Annotated in this window: 12 protein-coding genes; 8 read left to right on the plus strand and 4 right to left on the minus strand. The window is 47.0% G+C overall.

What is annotated here, in order from left to right:
- The first annotated feature begins 205 nt into the window (after positions 1–205).
- The gene (locus tag H8K32_RS10790; protein ID WP_186912511.1) at positions 206–1,399 is read left to right on the plus strand and encodes an acetylornithine transaminase; all 1,194 of its coding nucleotides are present in this window, start codon (positions 206–208) and stop codon (positions 1,397–1,399) included.
- A gap of 154 nt (positions 1,400–1,553) precedes the next feature.
- Here the strand turns inward: H8K32_RS10790 and H8K32_RS10795 are convergent, their stop codons facing one another.
- Positions 1,554–3,332 carry a glycoside hydrolase family 44 protein gene (locus H8K32_RS10795; RefSeq protein ID WP_186912512.1) on the minus strand — a complete coding sequence of 593 codons (1,779 nt, stop codon included), beginning with the start codon at positions 3,330–3,332 and terminating at the stop codon, positions 1,554–1,556.
- A gap of 270 nt (positions 3,333–3,602) precedes the next feature.
- Here H8K32_RS10795 and H8K32_RS10800 point away from each other — a divergent pair, with 270 nt between their 5' ends.
- The gene (locus H8K32_RS10800) at positions 3,603–6,905 is read left to right on the plus strand and encodes a S41 family peptidase (protein ID WP_186912513.1); all 3,303 of its coding nucleotides are present in this window, start codon (positions 3,603–3,605) and stop codon (positions 6,903–6,905) included.
- Positions 6,906–7,090: 185 nt separating this feature from the next.
- A complete protein-coding gene (locus H8K32_RS10805; protein WP_246447278.1) occupies positions 7,091–9,016 on the plus strand; it encodes an AI-2E family transporter in 1,926 nt (641 codons plus the stop codon).
- 36 nt (positions 9,017–9,052) lie between these two features.
- Here the strand turns inward: H8K32_RS10805 and H8K32_RS10810 are convergent, their stop codons facing one another.
- From H8K32_RS10810 to H8K32_RS10820, 3 genes are all read right to left on the minus strand, one after another.
- Positions 9,053–9,883, minus strand: a complete 831-nt coding sequence (locus H8K32_RS10810; RefSeq protein WP_186912514.1) for a DUF2189 domain-containing protein — start codon at positions 9,881–9,883, stop codon at positions 9,053–9,055.
- Positions 9,884–10,123: 240 nt separating this feature from the next.
- Positions 10,124–10,699, minus strand: a complete 576-nt coding sequence (locus tag H8K32_RS10815) for a TMEM175 family protein (protein WP_186912515.1) — start codon at positions 10,697–10,699, stop codon at positions 10,124–10,126.
- Between the two features lie 143 nt (positions 10,700–10,842).
- The gene (locus H8K32_RS10820) at positions 10,843–11,964 is read right to left on the minus strand and encodes a DUF2855 family protein (protein WP_246447280.1); all 1,122 of its coding nucleotides are present in this window, start codon (positions 11,962–11,964) and stop codon (positions 10,843–10,845) included.
- Positions 11,965–12,470: 506 nt separating this feature from the next.
- Here H8K32_RS10820 and H8K32_RS10825 point away from each other — a divergent pair.
- The 5 genes from H8K32_RS10825 to H8K32_RS10845 are packed head-to-tail and all read left to right on the plus strand — an operon-like array spanning position 12,471 to position 17,089.
- A complete protein-coding gene (locus H8K32_RS10825; protein WP_186912517.1) occupies positions 12,471–13,124 on the plus strand; it encodes a hypothetical protein in 654 nt (217 codons plus the stop codon).
- On the plus strand, positions 13,121–13,798 hold the full coding sequence (locus H8K32_RS10830) for an ABC transporter ATP-binding protein (RefSeq protein ID WP_222613084.1): 678 nt from the start codon (positions 13,121–13,123) through the stop codon (positions 13,796–13,798). Before H8K32_RS10825 ends, H8K32_RS10830 begins: the two co-directional genes overlap by 4 nt.
- Entirely contained in the window at positions 13,795–15,027 is a 1,233-nt protein-coding gene (locus tag H8K32_RS10835; RefSeq protein WP_222613085.1) for an ABC transporter permease, read from the plus strand. Before H8K32_RS10830 ends, H8K32_RS10835 begins: the two co-directional genes overlap by 4 nt.
- A gap of 19 nt (positions 15,028–15,046) precedes the next feature.
- Positions 15,047–15,799, plus strand: a complete 753-nt coding sequence (locus tag H8K32_RS10840; RefSeq protein WP_186912518.1) for an outer membrane lipoprotein-sorting protein — start codon at positions 15,047–15,049, stop codon at positions 15,797–15,799.
- 3 nt (positions 15,800–15,802) lie between these two features.
- Positions 15,803–17,089 carry a hypothetical protein gene (locus H8K32_RS10845; RefSeq protein ID WP_186912519.1) on the plus strand — a complete coding sequence of 429 codons (1,287 nt, stop codon included), beginning with the start codon at positions 15,803–15,805 and terminating at the stop codon, positions 17,087–17,089.
- Positions 17,090–17,120: the final 31 nt, after the last annotated feature.

Genomic DNA, 17,120 nt, shown 5'->3' on the forward strand with positions numbered 1-17,120 from the left:
CATGTCTTCACCAAATATCGTGCGACGTCGCCGCTCGTTCAACGAGCCTGGGCGGATGTGTTAGTGTACCTGCGCGTCAGATGAGACCGCAGCACCAGACCTAAGCCACAGGCCAACTCCTGTGGCTTTTTGCTTTTTTACGTTTTAATTTTTATTTTTTCGTTTGTTTTTTATCCACCTCTGGAATGACCTTAGGAGTCTCGAAATGGAATTCAGTCAGTACAACGTTAATTCTCTGATGTACATCACACCACGCCCGGAAATCGTATTTACCGAAGGTAGCGGTATGTGGCTGACGGATAATAATGGCAAACGTTACCTCGATTATCTGCAAGGTTGGGCTGTTAATTGCCTGGGTCATAGCCCGGCGGTGATTTCCGATGCCTTGATTGCGCAGTCGAAAAAATTGCTCAATCCTTCTCCGGCTTTTTACAATGCACCGATGGTAGAACTGGCAACGTTGTTGACGCAAAACTCTTGTTTTGACCGCGTGTTCTTCACCAATAGCGGTGCTGAAGCCAATGAAGGCGCGATCAAACTCGCTCGTAAATGGGGACAACTGAATAAGAATGGCGCGTTTGAAATCATCACTTTTGATCATGGTTTCCACGGCCGTACTCTGGCAACCATGTCAGCCTCCGGTAAACCAGGCTGGGACAAACTCTTTGCACCACAAGTTTCTGGCTTCCCAAAAGCCGATCTGAACGATATCGCATCGGTCGAAAAATTAATCTCCGACAAAACCGTGGCAGTGATGCTGGAACCAATTCAGGGCGAAGGTGGCGTCATTCCAGCCAACCGTGAATTCATGCATGAGTTACGTGCATTAACCAAAAAACACGGCATCTTGTTGATCGTTGATGAAGTGCAGTCTGGCATGGGTCGCACTGGCGAATTATTTGCTTACCAGTTGTCTGGCATAACACCTGACATCATGACACTGGCCAAAGGCATAGGCGGTGGCGTTCCATTGGGTGCGCTGCTGTCCACGGAAGCAGTTGCTTGTTTTGTACCAGGTGATCAAGGCGGAACCTACAATGGCGCACCATTGATGACGGCAGTTGGCATCGCGGTATTGAAAGAATTGACCAAGCCGGGTTTCCTGAATTCAGTCAAAGAAAAAGCCCAATATCTGAGCGATGAATTGAATAAACTGTCCGAGGAATTTGGTCTGCAAGGTGAACGTGGCGAGGGCTTGTTGCGCGCCTTAAAACTCGGTAGCAATATCGGTGCAGAAATCGTTGAAGTAGCGCGCAATATGGAGCCAGTTGGCTTGCTGCTCAATTCTCCACGTCCAGACTTATTGCGTTTTATGCCAGCCTTGAATGTGACGAAAGAAGAGTTGGATCTGATGTTGAGTATGTTGCGTACCGTATTGAAGCAAGTAAAAAATAAGTAAAAAATAAGTAAAAAATAAGTAAAAAATAAGTAAAAAATAAGTAAAAAATAAGTTGAAATATACAAAGAAATAATCACATTTTCTTTCACTTTCTCGTCTTAAAATAAAACAGCCGCAGTAGTCACCTACTGCGGCTGTTTTATTTTTTATTTCATCAAGATTTCAACACAAAGTGCATCACTGATTGTGCAGGCAAGGTATAACTAAATGTGTTGTTGGTCACAGCCCCGACACCATTACGTGGCGTAACGTTCGGGCTACTTGCATCAACGCCCCAGGTTTGAACATTTTTAAACGCCACGGGGTTTTTAATTTGCACGCTGGCTGATAGTGGCGTATTCAAACGATTAATTGCAATCACGTGCAGTGTATTCGGATCTTTCTTACTCACAGCCGCATACACCGTTCCATTGCCGTTATTTGTCGACACGGCTTTGACGGACACTTCAGGGAAAACTGATTTTTTACCGTCATAGTTACGGTACAGTTTAAAACCGGCAGCGATATATCCTTCAACATCACCAAAATAACTTGCCATATACACGCCTTGCTGGCCAAAAGCACCCAAAGCATCGGCTTGTGCAATCGCTCCAGTGACATCGGTTTTTCCACCAAAATCATATTCTGTCACCGCTAGCTTTGTACCTGGATAAAAGTCAGCGACAGATTGCTTTAATTTTGGAATCAGTTGCAAACCACGACCATCGGTAAAACCATAGCCTGGTTGGGTTATCCAGGTCGGCTCAACGTAATTAGCATCCCATAAACTACGTGCAGCCTGGACTCTATCACTTGGGTTGCTGGAGGCCTGCGGGTAGTAATGGAATGACAGCGTGTCTAACAAACGGTGACCTGCGCTGGCAGACGCTTTACGCATTTTATCCAAATACACATTGGCAAACGTCATGCCGTTATAGCGATAACGATCACCCGTTTTATTGGTCAGATAAGGCTCAACGTTATAGGTATTCCAATCACTCGGTTGGCGTGATTGTGAACCATCCCATACCGCCCACAAACTAAACAATCCTAAATAACCGCTGACGGCTGGTCCGTACGTTTCTGCCGTACTATCCATCCGTTTTACCGTAGCAGCCAGGCTGACATTTTTTTGCATCACATCTGCGACTGTTGTCAGATTCGGATACAGCAAAGGATGGGTACCTTCGCCATATTGAGATGGCCACAAGTGCCACAAGTCTGGTTCATTATCCAGCTCGTATGCCTTGACGCCTTTGGCTGCTGAGGCTTTGCCAAAATTTTTCAATAAAAAATTGATCTCTTCATCAATATAGACCACACCATCACCGATCGCAGGCGTCAGACTCAGTGGACCCGCACTCGCTGGTTTATCGTTGACGATAGTGACCCAACGTGCCAGATCAACATTTGACGCACCGGGCGCACTTTGCCACAGCTGCGAGCCATTGCACATCCCTGGCGGATTCAGGTTCACGATGTCCTTAGGTAGCTTTCCCGCTGCTGGCAATTGCAATAATGAATACGTTCCCAAGGTCAAAGACTGGCTGTGAAACGTTTTGATCGCAGCACCTGGTGCGTAATAGGCCAGACCAGCATTATTGTTGGGTTCGCCCGCTCCAGTGGCGTATGTAACGCCTGCATTGGACGAATTACACCAGTCCATACCCGAATTGCTGACACCATTTTCCCAGTTATAACTGGTCATATTATTGCCACCCATACGGCGTGAAGTCAGATTCAGGGCTTGGAGATTAGCTTGCCCACCCTGATTGTCCCAGCCAGCGCGACCAGTACCATCGGCGTAAGCGTTATAGCCATAAATCAATGGGCTGATGTTGTTGCGCTGCGACTGCGTATCAATGCTAAAAGTCACACTCTGTGCTTGCGATAAAGAAAATTCTGCTGACATACTGCATATTGCAAGAACTTTGGCGATAGTAGAGGGTCTCATTGAATTCTCCCGAATACGATTAACTCGAATGACTGCATACAAAGATTTCCACATGGAAATATTTATTGACGAGTGTCGTTTTAGGCTAATACTTGCCCCATTTCAACAGATCTTACAATTCAGTAACATTTCTTGCTCTTTTATATTAAAAATGAATGCTTCTCCTTATTAAACAAATATCTTACGTATTTTTTTAATATCAAATCGAAGTCAACATACTTGCTATTAACCCTTCAACTCCAAGAACAAATTATTCTATTGAGACGCATTATGAAACTAACCAGACTTGCCCTTTTAATCAGTTTTAGTTTAGGACTTAATAATCTGCCATTTGCAGTCGCAGCAAATGGCCCCGCTTATTACCGATTCCCGAGTGTGAGAGCTGATACCGTGGTATTTACCGCAGAAGGGGATATCTGGAAAGTCGGCACAAATGGTGGTCAGGCGCAGCGGTTAACCTCACATCCGGGAACAGAGCTCTATCCGACGATCTCACAAGATGGCCAAATGCTGGCATTTTCTGCCGCTTATGACGGTGCTACCGAAGCGTATGTCATGCCGATCAACGGCGGCCTGCCAAAACGAATCAGCTTCGAAAACGATGTCGTGAGTGTCCTTGGCTGGACAGCACGAGGAGAAGTGCTGATCAGCACACAAAATAGTACAGGCCCCGGTGCACATAGAATTATCTCAGCCATTGATCCGAAAACCATGGCGCGCCGCGTGTTCCCGGTCGCAGATGCCAATGAGGCAACACTCGACGATAGTGGCAGATATTTGTATTTCACCCGCTTTGGCTTGCAGATGACGAATGACAATGCCAAGCATTATCGCGGTGGCGCTAACGCTCAACTATGGCGTTACGATTTGGAAGGAAAAGCCGAAGCAATCAATCTTTTCCCACAAGATAAGAGTAACAACAAACGTCCTATGTGGTGGCAAGGACGTTTGTATTTTATGAGTGACCGTGATGGTACGTTCAACATCTGGAGCGCCAATCCAGATGGCAGCGCAGCCCAGGCCCTGACTCATCAGCAAGAATGGGAAGTAAGAAATGCAGCACTCGGCGATGGCAAAATCACGTATCAACTCGGTGCCGACCTGCATCTGTTGGACCTGCGTGATCAGTCCGATAAGACGCTAAATATCAACCTCGTTTCTGACTTTGATCAGGAACGTCAACACCTTATTAAGAACCCACTCGAATATTTGACCTATAGTGATTTTTCCGGCAAAGGAGACCGCTTATTGTTGACGGCGCGTGGCCATGTGACGAATGTAGGGCTTGGCAAACAACGTCGCATCGATTTACCGATACCTGCTGATGCACGAGCCCGTTCGGCAGTATTTTCTGCTGATCAAAAATCGGCGTATGCGATTGTCGACACCACGGGTGAAAACGAGATCTGGAAGTTTCCCGCCAATGGCATAGGGAAACCTGAAGTGCTGACGACGGATGGCATTGTTCATCGCTTCAATCTTTTCCCATCGCCAGATGGTAAATGGCTCGCACATACCGATAAACGGGGACGTTTATGGCTACTGGATCTCGCCACAAAAGCAAATCGGCTGATTGATGATGCCGGGAAAATTGGTGTCCCGGAATTTGATAATATCGTCTGGTCTCCAGATAGCCAGACCATTGCAGTGACGCGACCAAACACTGACGTACAGCGCACTCAAATTGGCTTATATTCGCTTGCCGACAAGCAAATGCGTTTTGTGACCAGCGACCATTACGAATCACGTTCACCGGTATTTTCTGGCGATGGACATTGGCTCTATTTCTTATCTGATCGCAGCTTTAAAGTGGGTAACAACGCACCATGGGGTGACCGCAACCTAGGACCGAGTTTTGATAAGCGTACCGGCGTTTATGTCATTGCTTTACAAGCCAAGCTGCGCTTCCCCTACAAAGCAGTCGATGAATTACATGTACCACCTGTTCCAGAAAAAGTTGAAGCCAACAAAGCAGAAGCTACAAGCAAGGAAAAAGCAACGAAGCCTGGCTTGCCTACGATTGAATATCAAGGATTAGCGCAACGCTTGTATCAGGTACCAGTGGCAGCGGGAAACTATCGCAACCTTGCGATTGACGACAAGCGCCTGTATTTCATTGAGCAAGAAGCGAATGAAGAAAAAGGTGAACTTAAAACACTCGCAATCAGCAACACAAGTCCTAAACCTGAAGTATTTGCCAGTGGAGTTCGTGACTTTAATCTGTCCAACGATAAAAAACATGTGTTCTACCGGACAGCAACATCGGCCGGTGCCGGTAGTGGTGACTTTGTGATAGTCGATGCAGGTGCCAAAGCACCTACCGATCTCAGTCAGGCCAAAGTCAGTATCAACGACTGGAGTTTTATCGTTGATCCGCGTCAAGAATGGCGTGAAATATTTGGTGACGCATGGCGTATGCACAGAGATTATTTTTACGACAGCAATATGCGTGGTGTCGATTGGAATACGATACGCAGTAAATATATGCCATTAGTCGACCGTGTTACCGATCGCGGGGAACTCAATGACGTCCTGGCGCAGATGGCAAGTGAAGTCGGTGCACTGCATTCGCAATTCCGTCCCGGTGATATTCGTAAAGCTGCGCCTGAAGGAACTCCCGCCTCTTTGGGTGCGGTATTAACACGTAGCACGGAAGGCGTTATCATCGAGCATATTTATCGTACCGAAGCCGAACTGCCGGGTGAACAAGGGCCGCTGGCACAAGCGGATCTTGACGTGAAAGAAGGCGACCAGATTTTGAGTGTCAATGGTCAGTCAATTACTGCAGCGCGTGATATTTCCGACTTATTGATCAATCAGGTTGATAAACAAGTTTTATTACAAATCAAGCGTGACAAGCAAGCCCCTCATGAAGTGATCGTTACGCCGGTGAGTATGAAAAAACATGCCGACCTGCGTTATAGCGATTGGGAACAAAGCAGAAGTGAACGGGTTAGCCAGGCATCAAAAGGTAAAATCGGTTATCTGCATTTACGCGCTATGGGACCAGATGACATCAATTCATTTGCCCGCGATTTTTATAGCAATATCAATCGCGATGGTCTTATCATCGATGTCCGTCGTAATCGTGGTGGTAATATTGATAGCTGGATTATAGAAAAGCTGTTACGCAAAGCCTGGGCCTTCTGGTCTAATCCATCCTCAGCACCTAGCACCAATATGCAGCAAACCTTCCGTGGCCATCTGGTAGTGCTGGTCGATGAACTGACTTATTCCGATGGCGAAACTTTCGCCGCAGGCATTAAAGCGCTCAAGCTCGCACCTTTGGTTGGCAAACGTACCGCTGGTGCCGGCGTCTGGTTATCGGACAACAATTCATTGACAGATAACGGTATGATACGAGCAGCTGAAAATGCCCAGTTTAGTGTCGATGGCCATTGGTTAGTCGAAGGTGTAGGCGTAACACCAGATATAGAAGTGGACAACTTGCCGCACGCGACATTTAAGGGACAGGACCAACAATTGGAGACAGCAATCAAAATTTTGCAAGAGAAGCTGCAATCTGAACCGGTCAAACCCCTGACTCCACACGTCTTTCCGCCACTCAAATAAGCTTTTTCTATACGCCACTTCCACATCCCCTGGTGAAGTAAGACAGGGGATGTTTTTCTCGCAAGCAATTCCGTTGACCATCTGACGGTCACTCCATTAGAATCTGCGCTAGTATCAGCCCTTGCAGCAACGCTGGTGCTGTCTGCGCGATTTCCTTGGCTTACTCATTACAATCAAAGGCTGCTATGCCCTATTCCGATTCTCCTGAAAAAATGAAGAACGTGACTCCATCAACCTCCAATAGTCTTGCTGGGATTGTTGGTACTGCGGTGGTCCTCGCCTTATTGTATTTTGGACGTGATGTCCTGATTCCAATTACATTGGCGATTTTGCTGAGCTTTCTGGTCGCGCCGATGATACGTGCGATGCGAAAAATCGGTATTGGCCAAACTGCCTCCGTCTGGGTAGCGGTCATGTTACTGTCTCTTGGCATTGCTGCCGCCGGAACGGTGATAGGCTCACAATTGGTCAAACTTGCCAGCAGCATGCCAGAGTATGAAGAAACCATACGGGACAAGCTCGCGACCATGCGCGAACTGGGCAACACGCAGTTTGATAGCCTGACAAGTCACGCGGGTAAGGTGATGAATGAGCTCAACAAATCACCAACTGACAACCGGACACAGCAAGACAAAATGCAAAATGCTGTCAATAACAATCCCGAAGCACCGGTGTTAGTAGAGATACAGGAACCAGCATTACGCCCGTTGCAATTGCTGCAAAAAATTATGGCTTCTGTCTGGCCACCGATAGAAATGGCGGGCATCGTTTTGATGGTGCTGATTTTTGTGTTGATGGAACATGAGTCCTTGCGTGATCGTCTGATCAGACTAATCGGCAGCAATGATTTGCGTGCGACAACGATCGCCGTGAATGACGCCGGCGAGCGTTTATCACGATTCTTTATATCGCAATTTGCGGTTAATTTTGCAGTTGGCTTTCTGGTCTTTGCCGGCTTATGGGCGATCGGTTTACCACATGCGATTTTGTTTGGAACACTGGCTGGGATATTACGCTTTGTGCCTTATGTCGGCGTCTGGTTAGCAGCGTTGTTTGCCACAGTGCTTGCAGCAGCAATTGATCCGGGCTGGAGTCTAGCGATCATGGCGTTTGTGACTTTTTTTTCCATCGAAATGATCGTCGCGCAACTGGTTGAGCCGCAGTTATACGGTCACTCTACTGGTTTATCACCACTTTCAGTCGTAATTGCAGCGATCTTCTGGAGCTGGGTCTGGGGACCAGTAGGCCTCGTCGTATCGACGCCATTGACTTTGTGTCTGGTGGTGGCGGGACGCTATGTACCGGCACTACAAATTCTGGAAATATTATTTGGTGAAGTCAGAGCCCTCACCTTAGCGCAAAATTTTTATCAACGCGCTTTGTCTGGCGATGCGACTGAAATCATCGCTGCAGCAAGGGCATATATGAAACGAAAATCCTTTGCGAGTTATTGCGACACCGTATTGATGCCTGCCTTGCATCTCGCAGGACATGATCTGGAGGAAGGAAAAATTAATCCAGAAGAGAAGCTACGGCTGGGTATGGCAGTGGGCACCGTGATAGAGAGTCTCGATGGTAAAACACATACCTGGAAAAAAGCCGAACATGCGACGTTCTTACAAGACATGTCACTCGGCCGACACCTGCGCGCGCAACGTGAAAAGTTAACTGGTTCGCGGCAAGGTTCGTTTGATGTTCCACCGGGTAGCGTGGTGCTTTGCGTAGGACTGGGCGAAGCCGGAAATGAATTAGCGACCGAGATTTTGGTACGTGTTTTACGGCATCATAATATAGACGCACGTCATATTTCACTCGCAGACTGTGCATCACCACCACCAGGAGCCAAGGCAGAAAGTGTTTCTGTCGTCTGTGTCGTCAGTACTTCACCGGTCAAAGAAGAGAAACAAAGTGCACTATTATTGGCGGACGTAAAACTACGCTTGCAGAATGCCCACCGAGTTTTGGTGCAGTTGCCAAGCCCTTATGAACGCAGTCATTTGAGTCTGAGTCAGCTACAGTTCAATGAAGAAAATGTCGACACCGCCAATTCCTATGAATCAACACTAGCAATCTGTCTCGAACATTTACATCTTGAGACCCCGCTCCATTAAACGCATAATTGAAGGATTGATGGGACGGCAATCTGATTAATTGCTACTCCGGTCTTGCGCCGTCCCAACCACTTCTTTATAGGCATGCCAGGTCGCGTGCCCTATTACTGGCATCAGAATCAGAAAGCCGAGATTCCAGCTCATAAATCCCACCACCACGCTGGCAACGATCAGCAGCGCCCATACGATCGTCGCCGGCACGTTAATGAACAAAGAAACACAGCTAATAATCATGGCTGTAATGGCATCGGTATCGCGATCCAGCATTAAAGGTATAGAAACCCAACTGATGGCGAACACGATGCTCGCAAAAATAAAGCCAATGCAAGCATAAACCAACACGAATTCCAGATGTTCAAGAGAAAATAACTGCTGCAAAAACCCATGCATGGTCGGCATGCCTTTATTGTAGAACAAGGCAAAGATTACCAAAGAGGCGCGAGCCCAGACCATCAGTACGACGGCAAGTACCAGCGCCAGCACACCGATATTGCTCCAACGTCCACGCATAGAAAACACGCTGCCCAACATGCCAGAACGCACATTTTCTATGCGACGGCTGATATCGTATAAACCCAAGGCAAGTAAAGGTCCTACCAATAAAAACCCGCAACTCAAGGCTGACACATATTCCGGTGCATTGTGCAATACCAGATTCAACAGTAGTCCCATAGCAGCGAAGCAAGCACCATAAAAAAAACTAGTTCCACCTGATGCTCGAAAATCGTCCCACCCTAAGCGTAACCAGACAAACGGTCTCAACATCCCCACCCTGCGTATCGGCGGAAACACCGATTGCTCATCGATAATGGTTTTAATATCCGGTGGCGCACTGTCACCATCTCTGCCTTGCGCTGAATCTGCCATCTTGTCTCCATTCTTATTTTATTCATGGAACCTTCTTGACGAAACAAATACTTAAGCTGCAGCTTCATACTAAGACAGCAAAGACCAAAATGGCAATTGATTTGCATCAAAATACATCAGTGACTCAAGTTGCACTGCAAAATAAAAAACCTGGGTACGTGTTGTACGTCCCAGGTCTTCTCGTCATTTTTGCTCACTGCGCTTACGACTTAATCCCATTAGCAGCAAACGTCTGATTTTTTACTCATGTAAAACATGTTCAATACGACGATCTGGTACAAACCACATTAATGCAGCAATCACATACAAAGCCATCGACAGCCAAGGTTCGAGATAGGCGATGACCATGGCGCTAAAATAAATCACCGGAGAAATTTTTCCTTTCCAGTCATTACCTACTGCTTTTTTTAAAACAGAATCCGGTCCCTGACTGGCAATAATCGTTTGTTGCAAAATGAAATAAGCAATCGCGGACATCAACAACACAAATCCATACAAAGCTGTGGGGCTGGCAGTGAAGTGATTCTCTCCCACCCAACCGGTCGCAAACGGTATCAAGGACAACCAGAACAGTAAATGCAGGTTCGCCCACAAAATACCACCAGTCACCTTGCGGCAGGTATGCAGCATGTGATGGTGATTATTCCAATAGATGCCGACATAGATAAAGCTCAGTACATAGCTGAGAAAGACCGGGAATAAAGGCCATAAGACTGAAAGTTCGACGCCATGTGGCACTTTCATTTCCAGTACCATAATGGTGATCAAAATCGCGATCACACCATCGCTAAACGCTTCTAAACGGGTAGTACGCATCGTGCAAAACTTTCTTTCATAAAAATAAATGGATAAGGCGTGCATTTAAAGCTCTAATTTAAAGCTCTAATTTAAAACTCTATGCGCTCGTATCAGCCAAGGTCAATTTGGTCAATTTGCTCAATTGAGACTATGCCAGACTATCAGGATGACCGGCTCAAGCTTAGAATATGCCCTTCTTGTGCGGCGACCTTGCCAGATAGCATCTTCAACACCAATTGATTGCTAGCATCGGCACCATAACTATGGCTCACTTGCAACCACGGATGTTGGGCATCCGTTATTCGCAAAATCAATTTTTGCCAGGCGTCCGCCAACTTACTTTGCAAACCCGCAGATCCCCAATCGGCCAGGCGTTTTTTAATTTGCGCCGGGGCAAAAAACAAGCTGGGTCTGGCACCGGGTAGATGTTGTCCACTGCCCAAATCTTCCCAATGCGTGCCGCCTACCGCACAGCTGTAAACGACATTATCCGATAAATGATGATGAATCTCGCTACGCAATGACGCGCTACCAGCCATATCGACATAGACGCTGGCGACGCTGGCATCCAATTGCCCACATTGCTCATAGTTCAATACCTGATCGTAAATCCCAAGGTTAGTTACAAATTGGCGATTGGCTTCCGATGTTAAACCGATGATCTGATAATCTCTCGCTGCCCTTTGACTCAAGGCGAATGCAAGACCATACGCCGTTTTACTGGAAGCACTCGATATGATGACGTTCTTCGCACCAAAAAACTGATTGTCGTCCAAAAAATCATCGATCATTAATGAGGTAATGAATAAAGGCCGTAACAACATCTGCAACGCTTCTGTATCTTTTTGATACGCAGGATCAGTGGTGGTGCGCAAATATTGGTTGTACAAAGGATGCATTTCTTGTCGGTGCGCTGCACTGTCGCTAAATCCATTCACATTAATGCGACTTGGCGTAACCAATAAATGGCTCGCCATCGGGTAATAACCATAGAAGCGTTCACCTGGCTCTATGCCATCAACGTTAGACAACAATACATCAGCAAAACCCCAGACTGGAATATTGCCCCACCCGGTTTCTGTCGGAAAAAAATTCCAATACTTCATCGCCGTGCCAAACGCAGCATACGTGACGTTATTTGAGGTAAAGGCAAAATGATCAATTTTCAGCAGCACTTGTCCCGTCGCCAGTGTTTGTTGATCAGGAAAATCTAATTTTCTGCTTTTGCAATGCGTGAGTTGATCACGTTGAACGATGAATTCCAACCCTTGATTTGTCATCATAAAATCCTGTGTGAAAGTCGCTACGATTATTCAGGCGTGTCATTACTTCTAAGTCGAAAAATGAAATTTCCATTTTTATGAAACCGCGAGGCTGTCCGCCTTTCACCAGTATCACATAAAACAATTGATCAGCAAGCATCGTTGCGAAGCATTAAGGCTAGTCTCATCTTAGTTTTAAATTCTGAGGTTTTCGGACATCGTACCGTGATCGTAACAAGAGGCATAGTTTATTTCCCAGAAAAAATGAAGTAATAAAGAGACCGTGACCTGATCACGCCCCAAACGATGATTCAAGTTGGGAACGTCAAGCCGTGGGTTAATTATAATAAAAATTACAACTCTCACATTCGGTTAGTTGTACTGCTATTCACGCCAAATTTCAGGCATTTCACACCAGACTACGACCACCAGTCGCATTCCTGTCGCATCTTACAACGATCAAATTTATTCTGCAGATGTCGCCCCCTTAACGCACCCCGAAACGCCACCAACAACAGGAGATCAACATGAACGCAATAAATAAGCTATCCCTCGTCAGTGCAGTCATACTGAGCAGCACTTTGATTTGCGCGGTTAACTCTGCTAACGCTTTTTCCGAATCTGACTTCCAGATGAATTTTAAAAGCTTTACGCAAGCCAAAAGCGATGCTGATGCCGAAAAAGCTGCCACTGGATTTCAGGAAATGCTCAAAGCCGAGCCTGCTAACCCACTCTTAATGGCGTATGCCGGTGCAGCAACAACCAAACTTGCTACCACAACCATATTCCCATGGAAAAAAATGTCTTACTCCGAAGATGGCCTTGCGATGCTCGATAAAGCACTGCAATTATCATCAAATACCAACGCTGCGGCGGTTATGCACGGCACAGTGCCAGTGATATTGGAAGCCAAATTTGTCGCAGCCAACACGTTTCTTGCCGTTCCTGGCTTTATGAATCGTGGTAGCCAAGGACAAAAACTACTCAATGAGATTTTGCAGCATCCGTTATTTTCCAGCACTGCTGTTGATTTCCGTGGTGCAGTGTGGATGCGTGCAGCCAATCTGGCGATCGATCAAAAACATCCTGAATTGGCTAAGACCTATCTGAACGCGATAATTCAAGCCAATGCGCCGCAAGCAGCTAACGCCAACAGCTTATTGAAAGGTATTCCATCATGAGCCAGGCTGCGATCATGGAATTACGTGACGTCCATAAGTCTTACCGCCTTGGCGAACATCTGGTGCAGGCACTTCGTGGTGTTGACCTCAAGGTGCAGCGCGGTGAATTGCTGGCATTAACCGGCCCTTCAGGCAGTGGTAAAAGCACGATCTTAAATTTGTGCGGTTTGATTGATCGTGCAGATGCCGGCGATGTACTCATCAATGGCATCGATACCCACACGCTCAGCGAAAAACAACTGACAATCCAAAGACGCGACACCATAGGTTTTATCTTTCAGAGCTTCAATCTGGTTCCGGTAATGACGGTCGCTGAAAACGTTGACTATCCCTTGTTTTTAAACGGTGTTTCAGCAGCAGAACGCAAACAACGTGTGGCAGCACAGCTCAAAGCCGTAGGTCTGGACGAACACGCGCAGCACTTGCCAGATGCACTATCAGGCGGTCAGCGTCAACGGGTCGCTATTGCCCGTGCGCTGATTAAGCGCCCTACCATCGTGATTGCCGATGAACCCACGGCAAGCCTGGATTCGCACACCGCAGATCAGGTGCTGGATCTGATGCGTGAACGCGGTCATGCCGAAGGAGCTGCATTCATTATTGCCAGCCATGATGAGCGCCTGACCCGCCGTGCCGATCGCATCGTTTCTTTACTGGATGGGAGATTGCAATGAAACTCATCACCGACAATATCACCTGGATGAAATTTGCGTTTCATAACAGCTTACGCAACCGCCGCCGTTCACTTGTTACCGTGACCATTGCAGCTTTGGGTACTGCGGCGATTTTGCTTGCAGGTGGTTTTGCTTACTCTACGTATCAAGGCTTATCACAAGCCGCAGCGCGCACGACTGGTCATTTGATTGTCGGCACACCAGCACATTTCGGTACCGAAGAAGATGTACCACTGCAATTTGGTATTGATAATTCTGCTGTATTACAACAGCAATTACTCAGTGATCCGGCCGTACGCTATGTGCTTCCTCGCGTCGATTTTAGCGGACTCATTAGTAACGGTGACAAATCCACAATCATGCTGGCAATCGGGATAGATCCAGAAGCAGAATTTGCCGTCAAAGGACCTTTTCTGACAGTCAAAGAAGGAGAGATTTTGCAAGCCAATGCCAAAGATACTGAAATCATGTTGGGTGAAGCTTTAGCCAAAAGCTTAAAAGCTAAAACCGGCAGTGACTTGACACTCATGGTCAGTACCGTCGATGGTGCGTTGAATGCGATGGACGTTAAAGTCAAAGGGGTCGTTTCGACTGGAATTCCAGACATCGATAAGCGTCTGGTGTACACCGATATCAAGACCGCACAAAAAATTCTCAATACACAACGAGTCTCCAGCCTCGGCGTATTCTTAAACAGCATGGATGCGACAGATTCAGCACAACAACGGATTGCCCATGCTTTGCCAGCGATGAAAGTAGAAACCTGGTTAGACGAAGCTTTCTTTTATAAATCGGTGCGTGAATTATATAACCGCATTTTCGGTGCACTTGGTTTGATTATCAGTGTCATCGTCGTGTTTGTGGTTGCCAACGCTATGGCGATGGCAATTATCGAACGCACCCGTGAAATCGGCAGCCTGCGTGCCATGGGAACGATGCCAGCAGAGCTGATACGCAGCTTCACGTTTGAAGGCATGTTTCTTGGTGCGACCGGTGCCGTTACTGGCGCGGTGATGGCCATGGTGATTGCTCTATTGCTGCTGATATTTCCAGTTGAAATGCCGCCACCGCCAGGACGCTCTACCGGCTACCCACTGCTGATCACTATCGATGCTGCGATGTATGCCGTGACCTTATTGGCGATGATCGTCTTATCAATGTTGTCGTCAGGAGTGATTGCCCGTAAAACTCTGCAGCAGCCTATCGTTGATGCCTTGGCACACAATTAAAACAAGAGAAAGAAATAGTATGTCTATCAAAAACAAACACCTTATTTCCAGCCTGATTTTAAGCCTCGCTACGATCGGTGGAGTAGCCCACGCTGATGAACTCAAAAATTTATTGAAAACCGCAGATCATTTCCGGTTAGGTGACGAAAGCATGCAAGTCGAAACACTCATCACCACCTTCAGCCACGATGGTGTAAAAGAGAAAGAGCGTGCCTATCTGGTCTATAGCCGTCCCAATCGTCAGTCCTTAGTATTGATGCAAAGTCCGTCTGAAAAAGGTCAGAAGGTACTGATGTCCGGCGATGATTTTTGGATGTTATTGCCCGGCAGCCAGCGCCCTTTGCGGATTACGCCGATGCAGAAATTGCTCGGTGATGCTTCCATCGGTGATATCGCAACCACTGCCTGGGAGCAAGACTATGAAGGAAAAATCGTCGGTGAAGAACAATGCGACAAGCGAGCTTGTCTGCACCTGAGTTTAAATGCCACTCGCAAATCAGTCGCTTACCAACACATAGAATTATGGTTGGGTAAAACCTTGCACGAGCCATTGAAAGCAGATTTGTATGTGCAATCTGAAAAGCTCGCCAAACAAGCAAGTTTTGTGATGGACAAAGCACAAGCACCAACTGCCGTTGATCAGATGATCTTACTTGATCAATTAAGCAGTCATAAAGAAACGCGCGTGCAATATGTCAGCAGAAAGCCAAAAGCAATTCCAGACCAATGGTTAAATCCGATGTTTCTGGCAAAAAATCCTAATCTGGAGTAAGCCATGCATAGTGCCGCAACAGCTAAGTTTTTAAAACGTCCCGGCTTGCGGGGGTTGGCATTCATACTGTCTTTGCTCGCCAATATGGCGCTGAGCAACAGCGCCCTTGCAGACGATTTTCAGTTCAGCGGACAAATACGCAATCTTTGGACGTCCACAGAAAATAATATCCACGACCCAGTATCCAAAGCAAATCAATTTGTGCCAGGTCTGATACCTGAATATAACAACGATGCCAGTGTTGAGGCAGAATTACATGCCAGCACGCGCGGCGTCACTGCAATTGCCACATTGCAAGGACAAGCTGTTGATCAGGGTCGTACCAACGCTACCGGATGGCTTAATGAGCTCTATACCGGCTGGGGTAAAAATGAATGGCAATTTAGTATCGGTAAAAAAATTATCAGTTGGGATGTCGCCTATGGATTTCGTCCCAACGACATGATCCAGCAAGAGAAACGTCAGACATTTATCACCAGTACCCTGATCGGCAGACCCGTCGCCATGGCAGAATATTTTAATGCCGATAGCTCTCTGGCTTTGGTATGGGTCAATCCGGACCACTCTTCAAGTGTTGATGCATCGGTTGAACAAGCCTTTGTAGCAAGGGCTTACCATCATGCCGGAAGTCTGGATATGTACGGTTTTGCCCGATATGGTCAGGAAACTGGTACCAGCCTGGGTAGTGCTGCCGCCTGGGTCGCTACTGAATCGCTGGAATTGCATGCGTCTTACCGTTATAGCCAAAAAATGGCGATGTTGACCTTGGTACCTCCTCCGGCATTGCTCGCCAGAACATCGCCGTGGCAAGCGCCGCTCACCAACAACATACAACAAGCGGCAATAGGAATGACATATACAACGGAGGATCAGCACAGCTTTATCGTCGAAGCCTGGTGGGATGGTGCGGCTCCGTCAAGTGCTCAATGGGTGCAATGGAATCAACGTAATCTGGCTTTAGGACAATTAGCCAGCGCAATGCCATCGCTGCAAACACCCGTCGCCTATAACCTCGCGTGGCAAAGCAACTTGCTCGCTGCCGCCAATAATCTACGAAGAAAAAATTTGTTTGCGCGCTGGAGCAAAAAAAACGGTGCATGGGAAACGGCCATCGATACCCTCTACACACCAGAGGACAAAGGTCATGCGACCAGTGCCAGCATAGACTGGCAGGGTGATCGTTGGCACATTGATGCAGGGATTCGTATCTATGGCGGACCCGCGACTGCTGTGTTTGCACAGATTCCACAAAATAAGATTTTTTATACATCTGCGACATGGGCTTTTTGAGAAGTTGATCAATCAAGTGTCTTTGAAGCGT

Origin of the sequence: Cognatundibacterium jejuense (genome assembly GCF_014284255.1) — a bacterium.
Taxonomy (GTDB): Bacteria; Pseudomonadota; Gammaproteobacteria; order Burkholderiales; family Burkholderiaceae_D; genus Undibacterium; species Undibacterium jejuense.

Bases quoted from the DNA above. Each gene is read 5' to 3' on its own strand.
- H8K32_RS10810 (WP_186912514.1), bottom strand. From the start codon at position 9,883: ATGGCAGATTCAGCGCAAGGCAGAGATGGTGACAGTGCGCCACCGGAT.
- H8K32_RS10840 (WP_186912518.1), top strand. From the start codon at position 15,047: ATGTCTATCAAAAACAAACACCTTATTTCCAGCCTGATTTTAAGCCTC.
- H8K32_RS10825 (WP_186912517.1), top strand. From the start codon at position 12,471: ATGAACGCAATAAATAAGCTATCCCTCGTCAGTGCAGTCATACTGAGC.
- H8K32_RS10820 (WP_246447280.1), bottom strand. From the start codon at position 11,964: ATGATGACAAATCAAGGGTTGGAATTCATCGTTCAACGTGATCAACTC.
- H8K32_RS10815 (WP_186912515.1), bottom strand. From the start codon at position 10,699: ATGCGTACTACCCGTTTAGAAGCGTTTAGCGATGGTGTGATCGCGATT.
- H8K32_RS10830 (WP_222613084.1), top strand. From the start codon at position 13,121: ATGAGCCAGGCTGCGATCATGGAATTACGTGACGTCCATAAGTCTTAC.
- H8K32_RS10835 (WP_222613085.1), top strand. From the start codon at position 13,795: ATGAAACTCATCACCGACAATATCACCTGGATGAAATTTGCGTTTCAT.
- H8K32_RS10805 (WP_246447278.1), top strand. From the start codon at position 7,091: ATGCCCTATTCCGATTCTCCTGAAAAAATGAAGAACGTGACTCCATCA.
- H8K32_RS10800 (WP_186912513.1), top strand. From the start codon at position 3,603: ATGAAACTAACCAGACTTGCCCTTTTAATCAGTTTTAGTTTAGGACTT.
- H8K32_RS10790 (WP_186912511.1), top strand. From the start codon at position 206: ATGGAATTCAGTCAGTACAACGTTAATTCTCTGATGTACATCACACCA.
- H8K32_RS10795 (WP_186912512.1), bottom strand. From the start codon at position 3,332: ATGAGACCCTCTACTATCGCCAAAGTTCTTGCAATATGCAGTATGTCA.
- H8K32_RS10845 (WP_186912519.1), top strand. From the start codon at position 15,803: ATGCATAGTGCCGCAACAGCTAAGTTTTTAAAACGTCCCGGCTTGCGG.